Annotated in this window: 22 protein-coding genes; 18 read left to right on the top strand and 4 right to left on the bottom strand. The window is 73.2% G+C overall.

Features of this window, described 5'->3' with window-relative positions:
- The first annotated feature begins 153 nt into the window (after nt 1-153).
- The 15 genes from EV188_RS12565 to EV188_RS12495 all read left to right on the top strand — a co-directional run bounded on the left by EV188_RS12565 (nt 154) and on the right by EV188_RS12495 (nt 12,702).
- The gene (locus EV188_RS12565) at nt 154-1,650 is read left to right on the top strand and encodes an alpha/beta hydrolase (protein WP_133826612.1); all 1,497 of its coding nucleotides are present in this window, start codon (nt 154-156) and stop codon (nt 1,648-1,650) included.
- A gap of 79 nt (nt 1,651-1,729) precedes the next feature.
- Nucleotides 1,730-3,025 (top strand): Na+/H+ antiporter NhaA, encoded by a 1,296-nt coding sequence (gene nhaA / locus EV188_RS12560; protein ID WP_133826611.1) that lies wholly within the window; start codon nt 1,730-1,732, stop codon nt 3,023-3,025.
- Nucleotides 3,026-3,154: 129 nt separating this feature from the next.
- Complete coding sequence (locus EV188_RS12555) at nt 3,155-4,222, top strand: ParA family protein (protein WP_133826610.1); 1,068 nt, start codon at nt 3,155-3,157, stop codon at nt 4,220-4,222.
- Entirely contained in the window at nt 4,219-4,917 is a 699-nt protein-coding gene (locus EV188_RS12550; protein ID WP_133826609.1) for a PadR family transcriptional regulator, read from the top strand. The genes EV188_RS12555 and EV188_RS12550 overlap by 4 nt, the downstream gene beginning before the upstream one ends.
- A 528-nt stretch (nt 4,918-5,445) precedes the next feature.
- On the top strand, nt 5,446-6,258 hold the full coding sequence (locus EV188_RS12545) for a hypothetical protein (RefSeq protein WP_133826608.1): 813 nt from the start codon (nt 5,446-5,448) through the stop codon (nt 6,256-6,258).
- The gene (locus EV188_RS12540; RefSeq protein WP_133826607.1) at nt 6,251-7,510 is read left to right on the top strand and encodes an SRPBCC family protein; all 1,260 of its coding nucleotides are present in this window, start codon (nt 6,251-6,253) and stop codon (nt 7,508-7,510) included. Before EV188_RS12545 ends, EV188_RS12540 begins: the two co-directional genes overlap by 8 nt.
- Nucleotides 7,511-7,652: 142 nt before the next feature.
- The gene (gene gvpJ / locus EV188_RS12535; RefSeq protein ID WP_243741651.1) at nt 7,653-8,003 is read left to right on the top strand and encodes a gas vesicle protein GvpJ; all 351 of its coding nucleotides are present in this window, start codon (nt 7,653-7,655) and stop codon (nt 8,001-8,003) included.
- A gap of 11 nt (nt 8,004-8,014) precedes the next feature.
- Complete coding sequence (locus EV188_RS12530; protein WP_166659859.1) at nt 8,015-8,824, top strand: GvpL/GvpF family gas vesicle protein; 810 nt, start codon at nt 8,015-8,017, stop codon at nt 8,822-8,824.
- 13 nt (nt 8,825-8,837) lie between these two features.
- Nucleotides 8,838-9,074: a gas vesicle protein GvpG gene (locus EV188_RS12525; protein ID WP_133826604.1), complete on the top strand. Its 237-nt coding sequence runs from the start codon at nt 8,838-8,840 to the stop codon at nt 9,072-9,074.
- Nucleotides 9,071-10,270, top strand: coding sequence for a gas vesicle protein GvpO (gene gvpO / locus EV188_RS12520; RefSeq protein WP_133826603.1), 1,200 nt, complete (start codon nt 9,071-9,073; stop codon nt 10,268-10,270). The genes EV188_RS12525 and gvpO overlap by 4 nt, the downstream gene beginning before the upstream one ends.
- A 37-nt stretch (nt 10,271-10,307) precedes the next feature.
- A complete protein-coding gene (locus tag EV188_RS12515; protein WP_133826602.1) occupies nt 10,308-10,844 on the top strand; it encodes a gas vesicle protein in 537 nt (178 codons plus the stop codon).
- Nucleotides 10,837-11,604: a GvpL/GvpF family gas vesicle protein gene (locus EV188_RS12510; protein WP_166659858.1), complete on the top strand. Its 768-nt coding sequence runs from the start codon at nt 10,837-10,839 to the stop codon at nt 11,602-11,604. The genes EV188_RS12515 and EV188_RS12510 overlap by 8 nt, the downstream gene beginning before the upstream one ends.
- Nucleotides 11,601-11,861: a gas vesicle protein gene (locus EV188_RS32235; protein WP_208114161.1), complete on the top strand. Its 261-nt coding sequence runs from the start codon at nt 11,601-11,603 to the stop codon at nt 11,859-11,861. Before EV188_RS12510 ends, EV188_RS32235 begins: the two co-directional genes overlap by 4 nt.
- The gene (locus EV188_RS12500) at nt 11,854-12,162 is read left to right on the top strand and encodes a gas vesicle protein K (RefSeq protein ID WP_279536726.1); all 309 of its coding nucleotides are present in this window, start codon (nt 11,854-11,856) and stop codon (nt 12,160-12,162) included. The genes EV188_RS32235 and EV188_RS12500 overlap by 8 nt, the downstream gene beginning before the upstream one ends.
- A 54-nt stretch (nt 12,163-12,216) precedes the next feature.
- Nucleotides 12,217-12,702 carry an Asp23/Gls24 family envelope stress response protein gene (locus EV188_RS12495; protein WP_133826600.1) on the top strand — a complete coding sequence of 162 codons (486 nt, stop codon included), beginning with the start codon at nt 12,217-12,219 and terminating at the stop codon, nt 12,700-12,702.
- A 1-nt stretch (nt 12,703) separates the two neighbouring features.
- Here the strand turns inward: EV188_RS12495 and EV188_RS12490 are convergent, their stop codons facing one another.
- A complete protein-coding gene (locus tag EV188_RS12490; RefSeq protein WP_133826599.1) occupies nt 12,704-13,309 on the bottom strand; it encodes a dTDP-4-dehydrorhamnose 3,5-epimerase family protein in 606 nt (201 codons plus the stop codon).
- A 60-nt stretch (nt 13,310-13,369) separates the two neighbouring features.
- Between EV188_RS12490 and rfbB the strand changes: the two genes are divergently transcribed.
- Nucleotides 13,370-14,377: a dTDP-glucose 4,6-dehydratase gene (gene rfbB / locus EV188_RS12485; protein WP_133826598.1), complete on the top strand. Its 1,008-nt coding sequence runs from the start codon at nt 13,370-13,372 to the stop codon at nt 14,375-14,377.
- A complete protein-coding gene (gene rfbA / locus EV188_RS12480; protein ID WP_133826597.1) occupies nt 14,374-15,276 on the top strand; it encodes a glucose-1-phosphate thymidylyltransferase RfbA in 903 nt (300 codons plus the stop codon). Before rfbB ends, rfbA begins: the two co-directional genes overlap by 4 nt.
- Nucleotides 15,277-15,285: 9 nt before the next feature.
- Here rfbA and EV188_RS12475 read toward each other — a convergent pair whose 3' ends face one another.
- The 3 genes from EV188_RS12475 to EV188_RS12470 all read right to left on the bottom strand — a co-directional run bounded on the left by EV188_RS12475 (nt 15,286) and on the right by EV188_RS12470 (nt 16,279).
- The gene (locus EV188_RS12475) at nt 15,286-15,681 is read right to left on the bottom strand and encodes a DUF2267 domain-containing protein (RefSeq protein WP_133826596.1); all 396 of its coding nucleotides are present in this window, start codon (nt 15,679-15,681) and stop codon (nt 15,286-15,288) included.
- Nucleotides 15,682-15,772: 91 nt separating this feature from the next.
- Nucleotides 15,773-15,925: a hypothetical protein gene (locus EV188_RS31555; protein WP_166659857.1), complete on the bottom strand. Its 153-nt coding sequence runs from the start codon at nt 15,923-15,925 to the stop codon at nt 15,773-15,775.
- A gap of 108 nt (nt 15,926-16,033) precedes the next feature.
- Nucleotides 16,034-16,279 (bottom strand): hypothetical protein, encoded by a 246-nt coding sequence (locus EV188_RS12470; protein ID WP_133826595.1) that lies wholly within the window; start codon nt 16,277-16,279, stop codon nt 16,034-16,036.
- Between the two features lie 74 nt (nt 16,280-16,353).
- Here EV188_RS12470 and EV188_RS12465 point away from each other — a divergent pair, with 74 nt between their 5' ends.
- The gene (locus EV188_RS12465) at nt 16,354-16,614 is read left to right on the top strand and encodes a hypothetical protein (protein ID WP_133826594.1); all 261 of its coding nucleotides are present in this window, start codon (nt 16,354-16,356) and stop codon (nt 16,612-16,614) included.
- Nucleotides 16,615-16,620: the final 6 nt, after the last annotated feature.

Raw genomic sequence — 16,620 nt, 5'->3', positions numbered from 1 at the left:
GTCAAACCACGCCGGGCGGGGGACAAGCCGCCCACGCAGCGTGAAGACGCTGTGAACGCGGTGACGACGGAGCCGCGCGCAGCTCCGTCGAGCGGCCCGGCATGATGGGCCGCCCGGCGCAATCGGGCGTTCGGGGGACGGCAGGAGTGGCACATGGCGCGACCGCACGCCCGGCCCGGTGTCCGGCGACGGGCACGGGGGCTGGTGGTCGTGGCCGCCGCGGCGCTGGCGCTCGCGGGCTGTGCACGCGGCCCGGAGCCCGGGGTGCCGCCGATCCCGATGTCGTCCTCGACGCCGTCCGCCACCCCGGCGCCGCCACCGGACCCGAGCGGCGCGGCCCGCTTCGCCCCGTGCCAGGCCGGGCTGCAGTGCGCGTCGGTGGCGGTGCCGGTCGACTACGCGAACCCCACCGGGCCGACGATGTCGATCGCCATCGCGAAGCGGCCGGCCACGAACCAGGCCGCCAAGCTCGGCGTGCTGCTCGTCAACCCCGGCGGGCCCGGGGGCTCGGGCATCGAGATCGTCCAGGCCGGCGTGCTGCCCCCGGAGGTCACCGACCGCTTCGATGTCATCGGGTTCGACCCGCGCGGCGTCGGGGGCAGCACCGACCTGCGCTGCCCGCTCGGGCCCGACACCCCGTACGCCGGCGACCCCGACCCGGGCGACCCCGCCGACGAGGCGGCCACCAACGAGGCCGTCGACCGGTACGACGCGGCGTGCGGTGAGCGCTACCGCGACCTGCTGCCGCACCTCGGCACCCGCAACGTCGCCCGCGACATGGACCGGATCCGCGAGGCGCTCGGCGAGGAGCGCATCAACTACCTGGGCTTCTCGTACGGCACCTCGATCGGCCAGACCTACGCCCAGCTCTTCGCGGACCGCCTGCGCGCGATCGTGCTCGACGGCGTCGTCGACGTGTCCAAGCCGGGTCTGGACTCCGCGCAGGCCGAGAGCTTCGAGAACTCGCTGCGCCAGTTCGACGCCGACTGCCGCCTCACACCGACCTGCCCGGTGCGCGCCGACCCGATCGGCACCCTCGACCGCGTGCGCGCCCGCGTCACCGCCGCGCCGCTGCCCGTGGCCGGCACGACGCCCCTGTCGGCGGGCCTGCTGGAGATCGGCGTCGTCTACCCGCTCTACAGCAAGGAGAGCTGGCCGCAGCTCGCCCAGGCCCTCGCGGCCGCCGACCGCGGCGACGGCACGCCGATGCGCGCGCTGGCGACGGCGTACTTCCGGGGCAGCAACTCCGACACCTACAACGCGGTGACCTGCCTGGACAACGCGTGGCCCACCGAGGACGCGCAGGTGTTCGACGCCGCCCGCGCGACCGAGATCCGTGCCCCGCACTTCTCCGGCAACGTGCTCGTCAGCGGCCTGACCTGCGCGGACTGGCCGGCACCGCAGCAGCCGCTCACCCCGCTCGAGGGCTACACGGGTCCGCCGATGCTCGTCCTGGGCACGACGAACGACCCGGCGACGCCGTACCAGAACAGCGTCGCGCTGGCCGGGCGCCTGCCGGGCTCGGCGCTGCTGACCTACCGGGGCGACGGCCACACCGTCTACACGAACGGCGTCCCGTGCGTCGACGACGCGGTCAACCGCTACCTCGTGGACACGACCCTCCCGCCGCCGAACACCGTCTGCTCGTAGGTGGTGTCGTAGGGTCGGTCCCGGTGCGCCGGGAAGTCTGGTCGGCAGTCGCTGCCGCCTGCCCGCCGGAGGACCGTTCGTGACCCGCTCGACACCCCGCCTGTTCGCCCGCCGCTCGTGGTCCGAGACCAGCCGGATCGGCGACATCCTGCGGCGCGAGACGGTCGGCGGGATCCTGCTGCTCGTCGGCGCCGCGGCGGCGCTGGTCTGGGCCAACACCCCGTGGCGGGAGGCCTACACCGCGCTCTCGGAGCTGCGGGTCGGCCCGGCCGCGCTGCACCTCGACCTCACCCTCGCGACGTGGGCCGCCGATGGCCTGCTGGCGATCTTCTTCTTCGTCGCGGGCCTGGAGCTCAAGCGCGAGTTCGTGGCCGGCGACCTTCGCTCGCCCTCGCGCGCGCTGCTGCCGGTGGCCGCCGCGGTCGGCGGCATGATCGCCCCCGCGCTGATCTACACCGCGATCAACCTCGGCGGACCGGGCGCGCCGGGGTGGGCGATCCCGACCGCCACCGACATCGCCTTCGCGGTCTCGGTGCTCGCCCTCATCGGCTCGAGCCTGCCCGACGCGCTGCGCACGTTCCTGCTCACGCTGGCCGTCGTCGACGACCTGCTCGCCATCACGATCATCGCCGTCTTCTACACCGACACCCTCGAGATCGTCCCGCTGCTCCTCGCGCTGCTCCCGCTCGCGGCGTTCACCGTCCTCGTGCAGCGGCGGGTCCGCTCGTGGTGGCTGCTGCTGCCGCTGGCCGTGCTGACGTGGGTCCTCGTGCACGAGTCCGGGGTGCACGCGACGGTGGCCGGCGTCCTGCTCGGCTTCGCCGTCCCCGTGATCCGGCGCAAGGAGGGCCCCGGGCCCGGGCTCGCCGAGCACTTCGAGCACCGCTGGCGGCCCCTGTCGGCCGGGGTGGCGGTGCCGGTCTTCGCCTTCTTCGCCTCCGGCGTGACGGTCGTCGGCGGTGGCCTGGCCGCCGCGTTCGGCGACCCGATCACCCTCGGGATCGTCGCCGGTCTCGTCGGCGGCAAGGTCGTCGGCATCATGGGCGCGACCTGGCTCGTCCAGCGGGTCACCCGCGCCGAGCTCTCCGAGGACCTCGCCTGGTCCGACGTCCTCGGCCTCTCGCTCCTGGCGGGCATCGGGTTCACGGTGTCCCTGCTCATCGGCGAGCTCGCGTTCGGCACCGGCTCGGCCGCCGACGACCACGTGAAGATCGGCGTGCTGACGGCGTCCCTGCTCGCCGCGCTGCTCGCCACCGTGGTCCTCCGGTACCGCAACCGGGTGCACCGGCGCATCCACGAGCGCGAGCGCGTCGACCTCGACCGCGACGACGTCCCCGACGTCTACGAGCAGGAGGACGACGGGCACGGGCGGTGACGCCGTCGCGCCGTCCGCCGCAACGTGCTGGGCCGATGGCGTCCCGTCCCTGCGGCCGTGCAGAGCCAAGCGGGTGGCGTCGCGGGTGTCGGCCTTGCCGGGGCGGGAGCCGGGACGCACCCTCGCCGCATGACCGGACCGGCGGGTCGCGCCGCCCGCAGCTCCAGCGGCCGACGTCGTGGCACGCGCGCCGTCCGACCGGTCGAGCCGGTGCCCCCGCTCCCGCCCGAGGACCCGCCGCCGGGCATCGACCGCGAGGCGCTCACACGGACCGTCGCGATGGTCAACGACAAGGGCGGGGTCGGGAAGACGTCGCTCGTCGCGAACCTCGCGGGCCAGTTCGCCGCCGCCGGGTACCGCTGTCTGCTCGTCGACCTCAACCGGCAGGCCAACCTCGCCGACGACCTCGGCTTCCGCGACGGGCCCGCCGACGACCGGGGCGCCGGCCTGCTCGTGTCGGTGGTCGCGGGCACGCCGCTGCGGCCGGTCGAGGGCGTGCGGCCCGGGCTGGACGTGGTCGCGGGCGGGGCGCGGCTGGTCGACCTCGTGCCGCTGATGGTCTCGCGGGTCCAGGAGCAGGGGCGCGAGGCGTTCCTGGCCCTCGCCGAGGTCCTCGCCCCCGTCGCCGGCGACTACGACCTGGTGTTCATCGACTGCCCGCCCGAGACGACGATCCTCACCGACCTCGCGCTCGCGGCGGCCCGCTGGGTGCTCATGCCGACGAAGTCGGACGGCGGGGGCCTCGTCGGGATGCGGCTGGTCGGCGAGCGCTTCGCGCTGGCCCGCGAGCTGAACCCCGACCTCGGGCTGCTCGGCGCCGTGCTGTTCGCGACCGGCTCGCGGTCCCGCGTGGTGCACGCCGAGGTCCGCGAGGCCGTCGAGGAGGCCTTCGGCGGGCACTCGCCGCTGTTCACGACCTCGATCCGCCACGCCGAGCGCACCGCGCAGGACGCCCGCAGGCTCGGGCGGCTCGCACACGAGCTCGAGCAGGAGGTCGCGGCGCAGCCGGCCTGGTGGGCGGCCCTGCGCGAGGGCGGCGGCGGCAGCGCCCGCCGCCTGTCGCCGACCGCCGCGAGCGTCGCCGGTGACTACCGCGACCTCGGCGTGGAGCTGCTCACGCTGCTGCGCGCCACCGAGGAGTCCGCGACGGGGTCCACGATCCCGGGCGCCCGCCCCGACCAGGAGGCCACCCCGTGACCGCCGAGCCCAGTTTCGCCGCCGAGCCCTCCGAGGGCTCCGACCTCAGCAGCGCGTTCGGGCGTCCCGCGACGTCGAGCCTGCGCGGCCTCCTGCCGCCGCGCCCGCGGCGCAGCACCGAGCAGACCTCCGACGACGCGGAAGCGGCCGAGCCAGCCGAGCCGGCCGAGGACGGCCCGGACGACGCCGCCGACGAGACCGGCGGGGCGGCCCCCGGGCCGGCCGAAGACGCCGCGGCCGAGGCCGGGACCCCGGTCGAGGAGGCCGCGCCGGAGGAGACCCCGGCGGACCTCGTGCCCGCCCCGCGCGCCCGCCGGCGCGGGACCGCCCCGGCGGCGTCGGGGACGCGCACCGCGGGCGTCGCGAACCGGCGCTGGGGCTCGGTGCGCGTCACGTCCCAGGAGCACGTGGAACTGCTCGTCCTCGTCGCGCTGCGCCGCGGTCCCGCGGACGGACGCGAACTCGCGACGAGATTGCGGGACGACAGTGCGGGCGGCCTGGCGGCGCCGCCGACCACGATCCAGCGCACGTTGCACCACCTCGCGCGACACGGACTCGTCGAACGCGTCGACACCGATCGACGGCGCTACCGGCTCACCATTCTGGGGACCCGGATCGCCCGCGCACGGGTGCGGGCCTGGCAGGCGATGCGGCGCGCCGTGGACGCCGTCGTGCGCGCCGCCGACACCGACTGACGCGCCGCCGGGCCCTGATCGCTGTCCGGCATCAGTCGGTCGGGCGGTTGCGCCGTCCCGGGCATGTCTCGTGCCCTCGGACGGCGGGATCAACAACGCCGAGCGAGGGAGCAGGGCACGGGCCGTCCGTGCCCGGTCGTGATGTCGCTGTGTCGTCACACGACCGCAGGGTGTACGGACATGACGCATTCAGCGCAGAGGAATGTGGCAAAACGTCGAACTTCGTCGCGAAGAACGGGTGCGAGGTTTTGGCCGTCGGTGTGACGGCTGAATGCGTGACCTCGCTTCGTGCTTCCGTGATCGACAACTGGGTCGAACGGACCACGAATAATTTGATCTTCCCGGTCTAGCGCATTCGAGAACGGCGAGCGGTAATGTCCCGCACGATGGCGGCGGGCTGTGGTCCACCGCGGAGGTGAGACCAAATCCGTTCGGAGGTGCACGGTGCCCGGTACCGGCCTGAAATTGGCCCTCGCGGTCATCGGCGGCTATCTGTTGGGCCGTACGAAGAAAATGAAGTTGGCCATCATGCTGGGTGGTGCACTCGCGGGTAAGAAGATCTCCACGGACCCGGCGGCGATCCTCGGCCAGGTCTCCAAGCTCGTCCAGGCGTCGCCGGAGCTCCAGAAGCTCGACAGCGCGGTGCGTGGCCGTCTGATGGAGGCGGGCAAAGACGCGGCGCTCGCGGTCGCGAGCTCCCGCATGGAGGCGCTGACCGACAACCTCGTCAACCGCGTCGAGAACCTCGGCAAGCCCGCCACGGAGGCCGCCGGCGCCGCCGGGCAGGCCGTGGGCGAGACCGCCGGTGCGGCCGGCGACGCCGTCGGCCAGGCCGGCGGGGCCGTCGGTGACGCGGCGTCGACCGCGGGCGGGGCCGTCGGCGGCGCCGTGGGCGACACGGCGCGCGGGCTCTCCGGCCGCGGACGTCGCAAGAAGGGCGCCGACGAGGCCTCGGGCGACGAGGGCGTCGACGTCGCGGAGGAGACCGCGGACGAGGACGACACCGAGGACGCCGAGGCCACCGCGCCCGCGGCGAGCTCCTCGGGCTCGTCGGGCTCCTCGCGCCGGCGCTCCACCAAGTCGTCCTCCTCGGGCGGCTCGTCGGGCAGCTCCTCGGGCGGTGAGCGCCGTCGACGCAGCGCGTCGTCGGAGGACAGCGGCTCCTCGTCGTCGGGGTCGTCCTCCTCGGGCTCCGGGCGGGCGAGCAACGGCTCGACGCGCAAGAGCACCTCGGGCGGGCGGTCGCGCTCCACCTCGTCCTCCTCCGAGGGCGGCGGCACCCGCAGCCGCGCGACGGCCGGCTCCGGCTCGCGACGGACGGCGGCGAAGCGCGATGACTGAGGCCGCCACCGACGTCACGTCCAACGGCCACCGGCCGGACGCGGACGCCTCCGACGACTCGTCGTCGGGATCCCTCACGGACATGCTGCCGACCGACCGGCTCAAGCAGGCCGCGACGTCGCTGCTCAAGGCGGCCGGCGACCGGGCCGTCAGTGCTGCCCTCGACCAGGTCGAGGGCCTGACCAGCAAGCTCACCGACGTCGCCGAGAACCCGAGCGTGGGCCTGCAGTCCGCGCTGGGCGCCGGCGGGTCGATGCTGCAGGGCGGCAGCGGCGTGGGCGGCGCGCTCAAGGGCGGGCTCTCGGCCGTCAAGGACAAGGCCATGGGAGCGCTCGGCATGGGCGGCGACGACAGCGACGACGACAGCGACGAGAGCGGCGGCGGTAGCGGTGGCGGTGGCTCCGACACCGGTCGCGGCAAGTTCAAGTTCATGAACATCTACGAGGTCCAGGACGTCGGGGTGCCGCTGCGCGTCGCCTACGACCAGTGGACCCAGATGGCCGACTTCCCGAGCTTCATGAAGAAGGTCGAGACGGTCAACCAGGAGTCCGACGAGAAGGTCACCTGGACCGCCAAGGTGTTCTGGTCGCGGCGCTCCTGGCAGACCACGATCCGCGAGCAGGTGCCCGACAGCCACATCCTCTGGGTCTCGTCGGGCGCCAAGGGCTCCGCGGACGGCATCGTGACGTTCAGCGAGCTCGCGCCGAACCTCACGCGCATCGTCCTGATCATGGAGTACTACCCGAAGGGCTTCTTCGAGAAGACCGGCAACATCTGGCGGGCGGTCGGGCGCCGCGCGCGGCTGGAGTTCAAGCACTTCTGCCGCCACGTCATGATGGACACCCTGATCAACCGCGAGGAGCTCGAGGGCTGGCGCGGTGAGATCCGCGACAGTGAGGTCGTCAAGACCCACGAGGAGGCCCTCGAGGAGGAGCAGCGGGCCGCCGAGGACGAGGGCGACGAGTACGAGGACGAGTACGACGACGTCGCCGACGAGGACCTCGAGGACCAGGACGAGGACGAGGACGACGACCTGGTCGCCGAGGACGAGGAGCTCGACGACGACGAGCTCGAGGACGAGTACGACGACGAGCTGTCCGACGAGGACGCCGAGGGCGAGCTCGACGAGGACGTCGCCGACGAGGACCTCGAGGAGGTCGACGACGAGCTCGAGGACGAGCCCGCCGACGACGAGCCCGCCGAGGAGGAGCGTCCCCGCCGTCGCTCGCGCCGTCAGAGCACCCCGGCCTGACCAGGCCTGATCGCATCCCGGTTGAGCGCACAGCCGGGCCGACCGTCACACGACCCGACCCCGGCGCCGGCACGAGCCGGCGCCGGCCCCGTCGTCAAAGAGAGGGGGCACGGTGACCGTCAGCCAACGGCAAGGCGGAGGCGTGCAGAAGGACCCGCAGGGCGGGCTCGCCGAGGTCCTCGACCTGATCCTGGACAAGGGTCTGGTCATCGACGCGTTCGTGAAGGTGTCACTGGTCGGGATCGAGATCCTCACCATCGACGCCCGCATCGTGGTGGCCAGTGTCGACACCTACCTGCGGTTCGCCGAGGCGACCAACCGCCTGGACCTGCACGCCAAGGGCGGCAAGGACCTGGGCGAGGTCGTCGGCGGGATGACCGAGGGCGCCACGCAGGGCGGGGCGAAGGGCAAGACCAAGGGCGTGCTCGACGCCGGCAAGGAGAAGTGGGACGAAGTGCGCGGTGAGCGCCAGAGCCGCCGTGAGCAGGCGTGAAGGAGGCCGGCGTGACCACCAGCGAGAGCTCCGCGAAGAGCTCGCAGGGCAGTGCCCGGGCGTCCTACATCTACGGCATCGTGCCGGCCGGGGTGCGCATCCCCGACGGGCTCGACCCGATCCCCTACGGCGAGGACGGCAACCAGCTGGGCCTCGTCACGGAGGGGCGGCTGGCCGCGGTCGTCAGTGACGTCGCCTCCGACCGGGCGCTGGGCACCCGCAAGGACCTCATGGCCCACGAGGCGGTGCTCAACGCCATCGCCCAGGACACCCCGGTGCTCCCGATGCGGTTCGGGGCCGTCGTCACCGACGACGACGCGGTCGCCGAGGAGCTGCTCAAGCCGCACCAGGACTACTTCGTCCGGGCGCTCGAGCAGCTCGAGGGCCACCTCGAGTTCCGGCTGCGCGGCGACTACGACCAGAACGCGGTGCTGACGCGCATCGTCGAGGCCGACCCGCGCATCCAGACCCTGCGCGAGAAGATCGCCGGGGTCGACGAGGACGCCAGCTACTACGACCGCATCAAGCTCGGCGAGGCGATCTCGAACGCCATGGACCAGCTGCGCGCCGACGACGCCCAGGCGTCCGTCGACGCGCTCTCCAAGTTCGCGGTGGCGACCGAGGTCAAGGAGGCGGGCGGCGAGAACGGGGCCGTGCACCTCGCGTTCCTCATCCGCACCGACCACCGCAGCGACTTCGAGCGGGCCGTCGACGAGCTCGGCGACGCGTGGTCCGGGCGCATCGAGCTGCGTCTCGTCGGCCCGACGGCGGCGTTCGACTTCCTGCCGGAGTTCGACGCCCCCGAAGAAGCCCAGGCCTGAGGGCCGGCACGACGTGGGTTTCTTCACCGAGCTGCTGCTCCTGCCCCTGGCGCCCGTCCGCGGGGTGGCCTGGGTGGGCGAGAAGATCGCCGACCAGGTCGACCACCAGATGAACGACCCCGCGGTCATCCGCGCCCAGATCGACGAGCTCGACGCGGCGTTCGAGCGCGGCGAGATCACCGAGAGCGACCGTGACGAGCAGCAGGAGGTCCTGCTGCAGCGCCTCGTGGGCGGCGGGGGTGGCGCGTGACGCGCTCCGCCGACGGTGAGACGGCGGCCGACGACACGACCGAGGACGACCCCCCGCTCACCGACCAGGAACGTCCCCGCCGTCGCCGGTCGAACGGCAACGGCAACGGCGCCGCGCCCGAGTCCGGGGGCGAGGAACGGCCGCGCCGCCGGCGGAAGCCGGCCGACCCCGACGCCGAGGAGAAGCCACGCCGGCGACGCCGGCCGGCGGACGGCGAGGCCGAGGAGAAGCCGCGGCGTCGTCGGTCGACCGGCCAGGGTTCGGAGGATGCCGCGGAGGAGAAGCCGCGCCGCCGGCGTTCTTCGGCGGACACCGACGGCGAGGAGAAGCCGCGCCGCCGGCGTTCGTCGGCGGACACCGACGGCGAGGAGAAGCCGCGGCGTCGCCGTCGGCCGCCGGAGGACGCGGGCGACGGTGAGGAACGTCCGCGTCGCCGCAGGTCGGCGGCCGGTGCGGGCAGCACGGACAGCGGCGAGTCGGCGGACCAGGAACGGCCCCGGCGTCGCCGTCGGCCGTCGGACGAGGGCTCGGACGGCGCGGACGAGAAGCCGCGGCGTCGGCGTCGGCCGTCCGACGACGCGGGCGACGGTGAGGAACGTCCACGTCGCCGCAGGTCGGCGGCCGGTGCGGACAGCACGGGCAGCGGCGAGTCGGCGGACCAGGAACGGCCGCGGCGACGCCGTCGCCCCGCCGGCGACGACACCGCGGACGAGGAGCGCCCGCGCCGTCGTCGCCGCCCGGCGGAGGACGCCCCGGAACCGTCGGACCAGGAGCGTCCTCGGCGCCGCCGGCGCGAGGAGCCGGAGCCCGAGCCCGCACCGGAGCCCGAGGACCTGGACGAGGACGACGTCGACGAGGACCAGGACGACGACGAGGACGTCGCCGAGGAGCCGGAACCCGAGCCCGAACCGGAACCCGAGCCCGAGCCCGAGCCGAAGAAGATCCCCGCTCGCAAGATCGCGCGGTGGGCGGCCGAGCAGGTGCAGGAGATGAGCGGCAAGGAGACCGAGACGATCACGTCGGTCAAGCGCACCGGCGACGGCTTCGTCGTGGGCCTCGAAGTGGTCGAGAGCCGCAAGATCCCCGAGACTGCGGACATCCTCGCGACGTACGAGGCCGAGATGGACGCGGACGGCGAGCTCATCAGCTACAGCCGCGTCAAGCGCTACACCCGGGGTCGCGGCGACGACGAGTGACGGTGGGGGACGCGGGGGAGACGAGAGGGAGCACTCCATGAACGACCCGGTGCGTTGGACCGGGCAGATGCCGTCGGCCCCGAACCAGGCGGCAGGCGGGTCCCCCGCCCGGCAGGGCGGCGGGGGCGACGGCACCAACCTCGCCGACATCCTCGAACGGGTCCTCGACAAGGGTATCGTCATCGCCGGCGACGTCCAGATCAACCTGCTCGACATCGAGCTGCTGACGATCAAGCTGCGGCTGGTCGTCGCGTCGGTCGACCGCGCCAAGGAGATGGGCATCGACTGGTGGGAGCGCGATCCCACCCTCTCCTCGGGGCACCAGGAGCTCGAGGAGGAGAACCGCCGCCTGCGCGAGCGCGTCGAGGCGCTGGAGGCCGGCAACGGCCACGCCCCGGCCCTGGAGGGTGGCGACGAGGAGGACGCCGACGACGACGACCTCGAGGACGCCGAGATCGTCGACGAGGACGAGCCCGCCGAGGAGGAGCCCGAGCCCCAGCCGGTGCGCCGCAAGCGCTCGAGCGGGCAGGGCCAGGGCTCCGGCCAGCGGCGCCGGAGGGCCGACCGTGAGTGACACGCTGACCTACGTCTACGCGCTCGCCCACGGCGTCGACCCCGGCGAGGTCGAGGGCCTCACCGGCGTCGGCGGCGGGGCCGTCCGCCTGCTGAGCACGGACGGCGTGGCGGCGATCGTGAGCGACGTCGACCGCGCCGAGTTCCAGGAGCGGGCGCTCGAGGAGCGCCTCGAGGACCTCGAGTGGCTCACGGCGACCGCGCGGGCGCACCACCACGTCGTCGACACCCTGGGCCACGACCACCTCGTCGCCCCGCTCGCGCTCGCCACCGTCTACTTCGACGACGAGCGGGTGCGGGCCGTGCTGGCCGAGAACCGCGACGCGTTCTCCGCGGTGCTCGACCAGCTCGCCGGCCGCGCCGAGTGGGGCCTCAAGATCTACGCGCGGAAGGGCGGCGGTGGGGGCGACGCCGGCGAGGCGGCGAAGCCGCGCTCCGGCGCAGAGTACCTGCGCGCGCGGCGCAAGGCGCTGCGCGAGAGCGAGACCTCGCTCGACGACGCCCGCGAGGCCGCCATGGAGGTGGACGCGGCCGTCACCGAGCTCGCCGCCGCTACGCGCAGCCACCGTCTGCAGGACGCGCAGCTCTCCGGGCAGTCGGACCCGATGGTGCTCAACCACGCCTACCTGCTGCCGGTCGAGCGGGTCGACGAGCTGCGCGCGCTCGTGGCGTCGTTCGCCGACCACCCGAAGGTGCGTGTCGAGGTCACCGGCCCGTGGGTGCCGTACTCCTTCGCGCAGGCGGCGCAGGGCGCGTCGTGACGGGGCCGGGCTCGGGAGAGCTCGAACCCCGGGCGACGTCGCTGTTCGGGGACGAGGAGGTCGCGCTCGTCGACCTGCTCGACCGCCTCCTGGCCGGCGGCGTCGTGCTCGCGGGCGACGTGACGATCTCGCTGGCGGGCGTCGACCTCGTGCGCATCTCGCTGCGCGCCCTCATCGTGTCGATCGCGCCGGTCGAACGTCCGGGCACCCTCGCGGCACGGGCGGAGAGAGCCGAGCTGGAGTCGGGGCGTGGCTGAGGACGACGACGGTGGCCGCACCCGGGCCAACCGCATCGAGATCGACAAGGACGCGGTCCGCCGCGACCTGATGAAGCTGGTGCTGACGATCGTCGAGCTGCTCCGGCAGCTGATGGAACGGCAGGCGATCCGGCGGGTGGAGCAGGGCGACCTCACCGAGCAGGAAGAGGAGGACCTCGGCACGTCGCTGATGCACCTCGCCGACGCGATGGACGAGCTCACCGAGGAGTTCGGCCTGTCCCCCGAGGACCTCAACATCGATCTCGGACCGCTCGGTCCGCTGCTGCCGCGGAACCGCTGACGGAGCCGCCGAACGGGCGGACTCCGTACCGTCCCCGCGGGGTACTCGGGGCACATGACCAGCGCTCAGCGTCCGAGCAGCACCCCGTCCAGCCCGACCCCGACCGCCACCTCCGTCCCCGGTGCCGCGGGCGACCCGACGACCGTCGAGGGCACCACCGAGGTGCTGCCCTCGGTGATCCAGAAGGTGACCGCCTTCTCCGCGCGCGAGATCCCCGGCGTCGTGGCGCTCGGTGGGAGCACCTCCCGGGCCGTCGGCGCCGTGCGCCAGACGCTGACCGGCAACACCGAGAACACGGCGGGCGTGCGCGTCGAGCTCGCCGACCAGAAGGCCCACATCGGCCTGGACGTCGAGATCGAGTACGGCGTGGGGGCCCGGGAGCTGGTCCGCGCGCTGCGCCGCCACGTGCCGAAGGCCGTCGAGGAGATCGCCGGCGTGACCGTCGTCGAGCTCAACATCGTCATCACCGACGTCCACCTGCCCGGCGCGGACGTCGACTCCGACGCCGACCCCGTCGCGCCGCCGGCCGCCACGCTCTGAGCTACCGCAGGCCCTCGACCCACGCCCGGCACGCCGCCGCCGTCGGCAGCAGCGCGGCCTCGCGTGCCTGCGCGAGCGTGGGCGCGGACCGGTCCTTGTCCGACAGGACGAGCTCCTCGCGCGCGATGTACCGGTCCCACGGCAGGCCGAGCGCGGGGTCGAGCGGATCGACTCCGTGCTCGGCGGTCGGGTCGTAGGGCGTCGAGCAGAGGTAGCTCGTGACGGTGCCGTCCTCGAGCGCCAGGAAGGCGTGGCCGAGGCCCTCCGAGAGGTACACCCCCGCCATCGTCGACGGATCGAGGCGCACGGCGTCCCACCGGCCGTAGGTCGCGGACCCGACGCGGATGTCGACGACGACGTCGAGGACCGCACCGGCGACGCAGTGCACGTACTTCGCCTGCCCCGGCGGCACGTCGGCGTAGTGGACGCCGCGCAGCACCCCGCGGCGGGACACGCTGGTGTTCGCCTGCGCCACCACGAGGTCGTGGCCGACGGCGGCCCGGAGGTGCCGGCCCTGGAACGGCGCGGCGAACACCCCGCGGGCGTCCGGGAACACCGGCGGCGTGAACCGCCAGGCGCCGGGCACGGCCATCTCCTCGGTCTCCATCACCGCGGAGCCTAGGGACGTGCGTGGGAGGATCGTCGTCACGCCCGGCCGAGGGAGACGATGAGTACGGTTCTGGTGACCGGTGCCGCGGGGTTCATCGGGTCGAACGTCGTGCGCCACTGGCGGCGCGAGCACCCGGGAGACCGGGTGGTGGCGCTGGACGCGCTGACCTACGCCGGGGTGCGGGCGAACGTCGAGGGCCTGCCCGGGGTCGAGTTCGTGCACGGGTCGATCGCGAACACCGAGCTGGTCGAGCACCTGCTGCGTGCCCACTCCGTGGACGTGGTGGTGAACTTCGCCGCCGAGTCGCACAACAGCCTGGCCATCCTGCGGCCCGGCGACTTCTTCGCCACCAACGTCATGGGCACACAGCAACTGCTCGAGGCGGTCCGCCGCGTCGGCGTCAGCCGCTTCCACCACATCTCCACCTGCGAGGTCTACGGCGACCTCCCCCTCGACGTCGACGACGCGTTCACCGAGGAGTCCCCGTACCGGCCGCGGACCCCGTACAACGCGGCCAAGGCCGGCGGCGACCACGTGGTCAGGGCCTACGGGCTGACCTACGACCTGCCGGTGACGATCACCAACTGCGCGAACAACTACGGGCCCTTCCAGTTCCCCGAGAAGGTCATCCCGCTGTTCACCACCCGTGCGCTGGCCGGCGAGGCGCTGCCGCTCTACGCGTCGACGAAGAACCGCCGCGAGTGGCTGCACGTCGACGACCACGCCCGCGCCATCGACACCGTGATCCACCACGGGCGGGTCGGCGAGACCTACAACGTCGGCTCGGGGCACGAGGTCGACATCGAGGGCATCGCCGACAGCGTGCTGGGCGCGCTGGGCCTGGGCCCCGACCTGAAGACGATCGTCCCGGACCGGCCGTCCCACGACCGGCGCTACCTGCTCGACAGCACGAAGCTGCGCTCCGAGCTGGGGTGGGCGCCGCGGGTCGGCTGGGACGAGGGCATCGCCGCGACCGTCGACTGGTACCGGGCGAACGAGGCGTGGTGGCGGCCGCTGATCGGTCGCAGCCCGGTCGTCGAGGGGGCCTGGGGCATGTCGCCGTGAAGGGCATCGTCCTGGCCGGCGGCTCCGGCTCCCGGCTGCACCCGGTGACCCGCGCGGTGTCCAAGCAGCTGCTGCCGGTCTACGACAAGCCGATGATCTACTACCCGATCTCGGTGCTGATGCTGGCCGGCATCCGCGAGATCCTCGTGATCTCGACGCCGGTGGACCTGCCCGCCTTCCGCCGGCTGTTCGGCGACGGCGGCGAGCTCGGGGTCTCGTTCTCGTACGCCGAGCAGGCCGCCCCGAACGGGCTGGCCGAGGCGTTCCTCATCGGCGCCGACCACGTCGGCGACGACACCGCCGCCCTCGTGCTCGGCGACAACATCTTCCACGGGCAGGGCTTCGCGTCGATCCTGCAGCAGCAGCTCACCCGGCTCGAGGCGGAGAAGGGCTGCGTGCTGTTCGGCTACCCGGTGCGCGACCCGGGCCGCTACGGGGTGGGGGAGGCCGACGAGACCGGGCGGCTGCTCTCCATCGAGGAGAAGCCCGCGCGACCGCGGTCGAACCGCGCGATCACCGGGCTGTACTTCTACGACAACGACGTCCTCGACGTCGCGGCCACCCTGAGCCCGTCCGCGCGCGGCGAGCTCGAGATCACCGACGTCAACCGCGCCTACGTCGACCGCGGCGACGCCCGGCTCATCGACCTCGGCCGCGGGTTCGCCTGGCTCGACACCGGCACCCACGAATCGCTGATCGAGGCCAGCCAGTACGTGCAGGTGCTCGAGCACCGCCAGGGCGTGCGGTTCGCCTGCCTCGAGGAGATCGCCCTGGTGAAGGGCTGGATCACCCCGGAGCAGGCCTACGCGCTCGGGGAACGCCAGGCCAGCTCCGGCTACGGCGACTACGTCATGGACGTCGCCCGCCGCGCCGGGGCTGCCCCGCCGCGTCCATCCTGACCGCGGCTCCTAGTGCTTCTCGACGGGCTCGGTGCCGAGGAAGTCCTGGAAGTCCTTCGGGAGCTGGCTCGTGAAGTTGTTCCACTCGCCGTCGGTCAGCGCGGTCTCGAGCCCCTTCGCGATCGCCCGGGCGTGCTGACGGGCCTGGGCGACGGTGACGCCGTCGCCCTCCTGGTCGGCGATCCGCTGGTAGAAGGTGTCGACGTCGAAACGCTCGCCGGCACCCTGGTCGGGCAGCGCGTCCGCGAGGCCGCCGGGGAGCTGGGAGGCCAGGTCCTTGGCCTCGCCGCCCTCGAGCCGCTGACCGAGAACGGTCAGCGTGGCGCGCACCGCGCGCTCGGCGCTCTGGTTGTCGGGGAGGTCGAGGCTCTCCTTGACCGCGCTGACGAATTCCTGCTGCTGCATCGTTCTCCTCTCGCGCTCGTGGCCCCGGAGGGCCGGACGAACGCGGGGGTGCCCGACGCGGGGCGGGCGCCACACGTCGGGGCCGCAGCGATCAGAAGAGGCTCTGGAAGAACAGGACGATCGACTCGGCGAAGCTGACCAGGATCGCCAGGATGTTGGTGACCGTGGCCGCCGCGGTGGCGGGCGAGTCGATGATCCAGAACAGCACGAGGGCCAAGGCGAGGAGCCCTACCACTCGTTGCATGCTCCGCACGGTAATCGCCACGGTCGTGTCCGTCACGCTCTGGTCGCCGAGCGGGTGACTTACACCCGTGTCACGGACGAGCGCGATGCTCCGGACGCCCCAGGGGCGTCAGTCGTCGAGGCGCGCCGAGAGCCCTCGGTTCAGCTCGGAGACCTCGAGGGTGCGCGGTCCCTCCGAGAACGTCACGGAGGCGATGACCCCGTAGTTGACGAGCACCGCCTGGTTGTCGGCGAGCACGTAGCGGTGGACCTCGCCGTCGGTGACGAGCTGGTGGAAGCGGTCCATCACCGCCCCGAGCTCCTCCTCGAACTTGAGGGTGAGCGGGATCTGCGGGAGCGACACGTAGACGGTCACAGTTCCTCCGGGCGCCACAACAATTGCTCCGAGTGCCGCGCGTGGGAATGGCGACGATTACCGATCCTAGGTCCATGGAGATCGACGGGGTCGAGGTCGTCGAGCAGTCCGAGGACTACGGCTACTCCTGGAGCTGGGACGACCCGCGCGGGTTCCAGTCGGAGATCCTCTGGCAGCGCGAGGTCGGGCATCTCAGCCTCGGCACCCGGCAGCTGCCGGGCGGTTGGATCCACAACCGTCTCGACCCGAACGCCTGGGGCAGCGCGCGGACGATCTACGAGGCCCGCCAGGTCGTCGAGAACTACGTGACGCAGGCGGCGGCCAAGCCCGGCTGAGCCCCG

The sequence above is a fragment of the Actinomycetospora succinea genome, assembly GCF_004363095.1.
GTDB lineage: Bacteria > Actinomycetota > Actinomycetes > Mycobacteriales > Pseudonocardiaceae > Actinomycetospora > Actinomycetospora succinea.
This window is presented reverse-complemented; position numbering and strand designations above follow the sequence as displayed.

Excerpts from the sequence above, each read along its gene's own strand:
- EV188_RS12465 (WP_133826594.1), top strand. The coding sequence starts at position 16,354 with ATGGAGATCGACGGGGTCGAGGTCGTCGAGCAGTCCGAGGACTACGGC.
- EV188_RS31555 (WP_166659857.1), bottom strand. The coding sequence starts at position 15,925 with ATGCAACGAGTGGTAGGGCTCCTCGCCTTGGCCCTCGTGCTGTTCTGG.
- EV188_RS12540 (WP_133826607.1), top strand. The coding sequence starts at position 6,251 with ATGACTGAGGCCGCCACCGACGTCACGTCCAACGGCCACCGGCCGGAC.
- EV188_RS12545 (WP_133826608.1), top strand. The coding sequence starts at position 5,446 with ATGCTGGGTGGTGCACTCGCGGGTAAGAAGATCTCCACGGACCCGGCG.
- EV188_RS12555 (WP_133826610.1), top strand. The coding sequence starts at position 3,155 with ATGACCGGACCGGCGGGTCGCGCCGCCCGCAGCTCCAGCGGCCGACGT.
- EV188_RS12515 (WP_133826602.1), top strand. The coding sequence starts at position 10,308 with ATGAACGACCCGGTGCGTTGGACCGGGCAGATGCCGTCGGCCCCGAAC.
- EV188_RS12475 (WP_133826596.1), bottom strand. The coding sequence starts at position 15,681 with ATGCAGCAGCAGGAATTCGTCAGCGCGGTCAAGGAGAGCCTCGACCTC.
- EV188_RS12490 (WP_133826599.1), bottom strand. The coding sequence starts at position 13,309 with ATGGAGACCGAGGAGATGGCCGTGCCCGGCGCCTGGCGGTTCACGCCG.
- rfbB (WP_133826598.1), top strand. The coding sequence starts at position 13,370 with ATGAGTACGGTTCTGGTGACCGGTGCCGCGGGGTTCATCGGGTCGAAC.
- EV188_RS12565 (WP_133826612.1), top strand. The coding sequence starts at position 154 with ATGGCGCGACCGCACGCCCGGCCCGGTGTCCGGCGACGGGCACGGGGG.
- EV188_RS12495 (WP_133826600.1), top strand. The coding sequence starts at position 12,217 with ATGACCAGCGCTCAGCGTCCGAGCAGCACCCCGTCCAGCCCGACCCCG.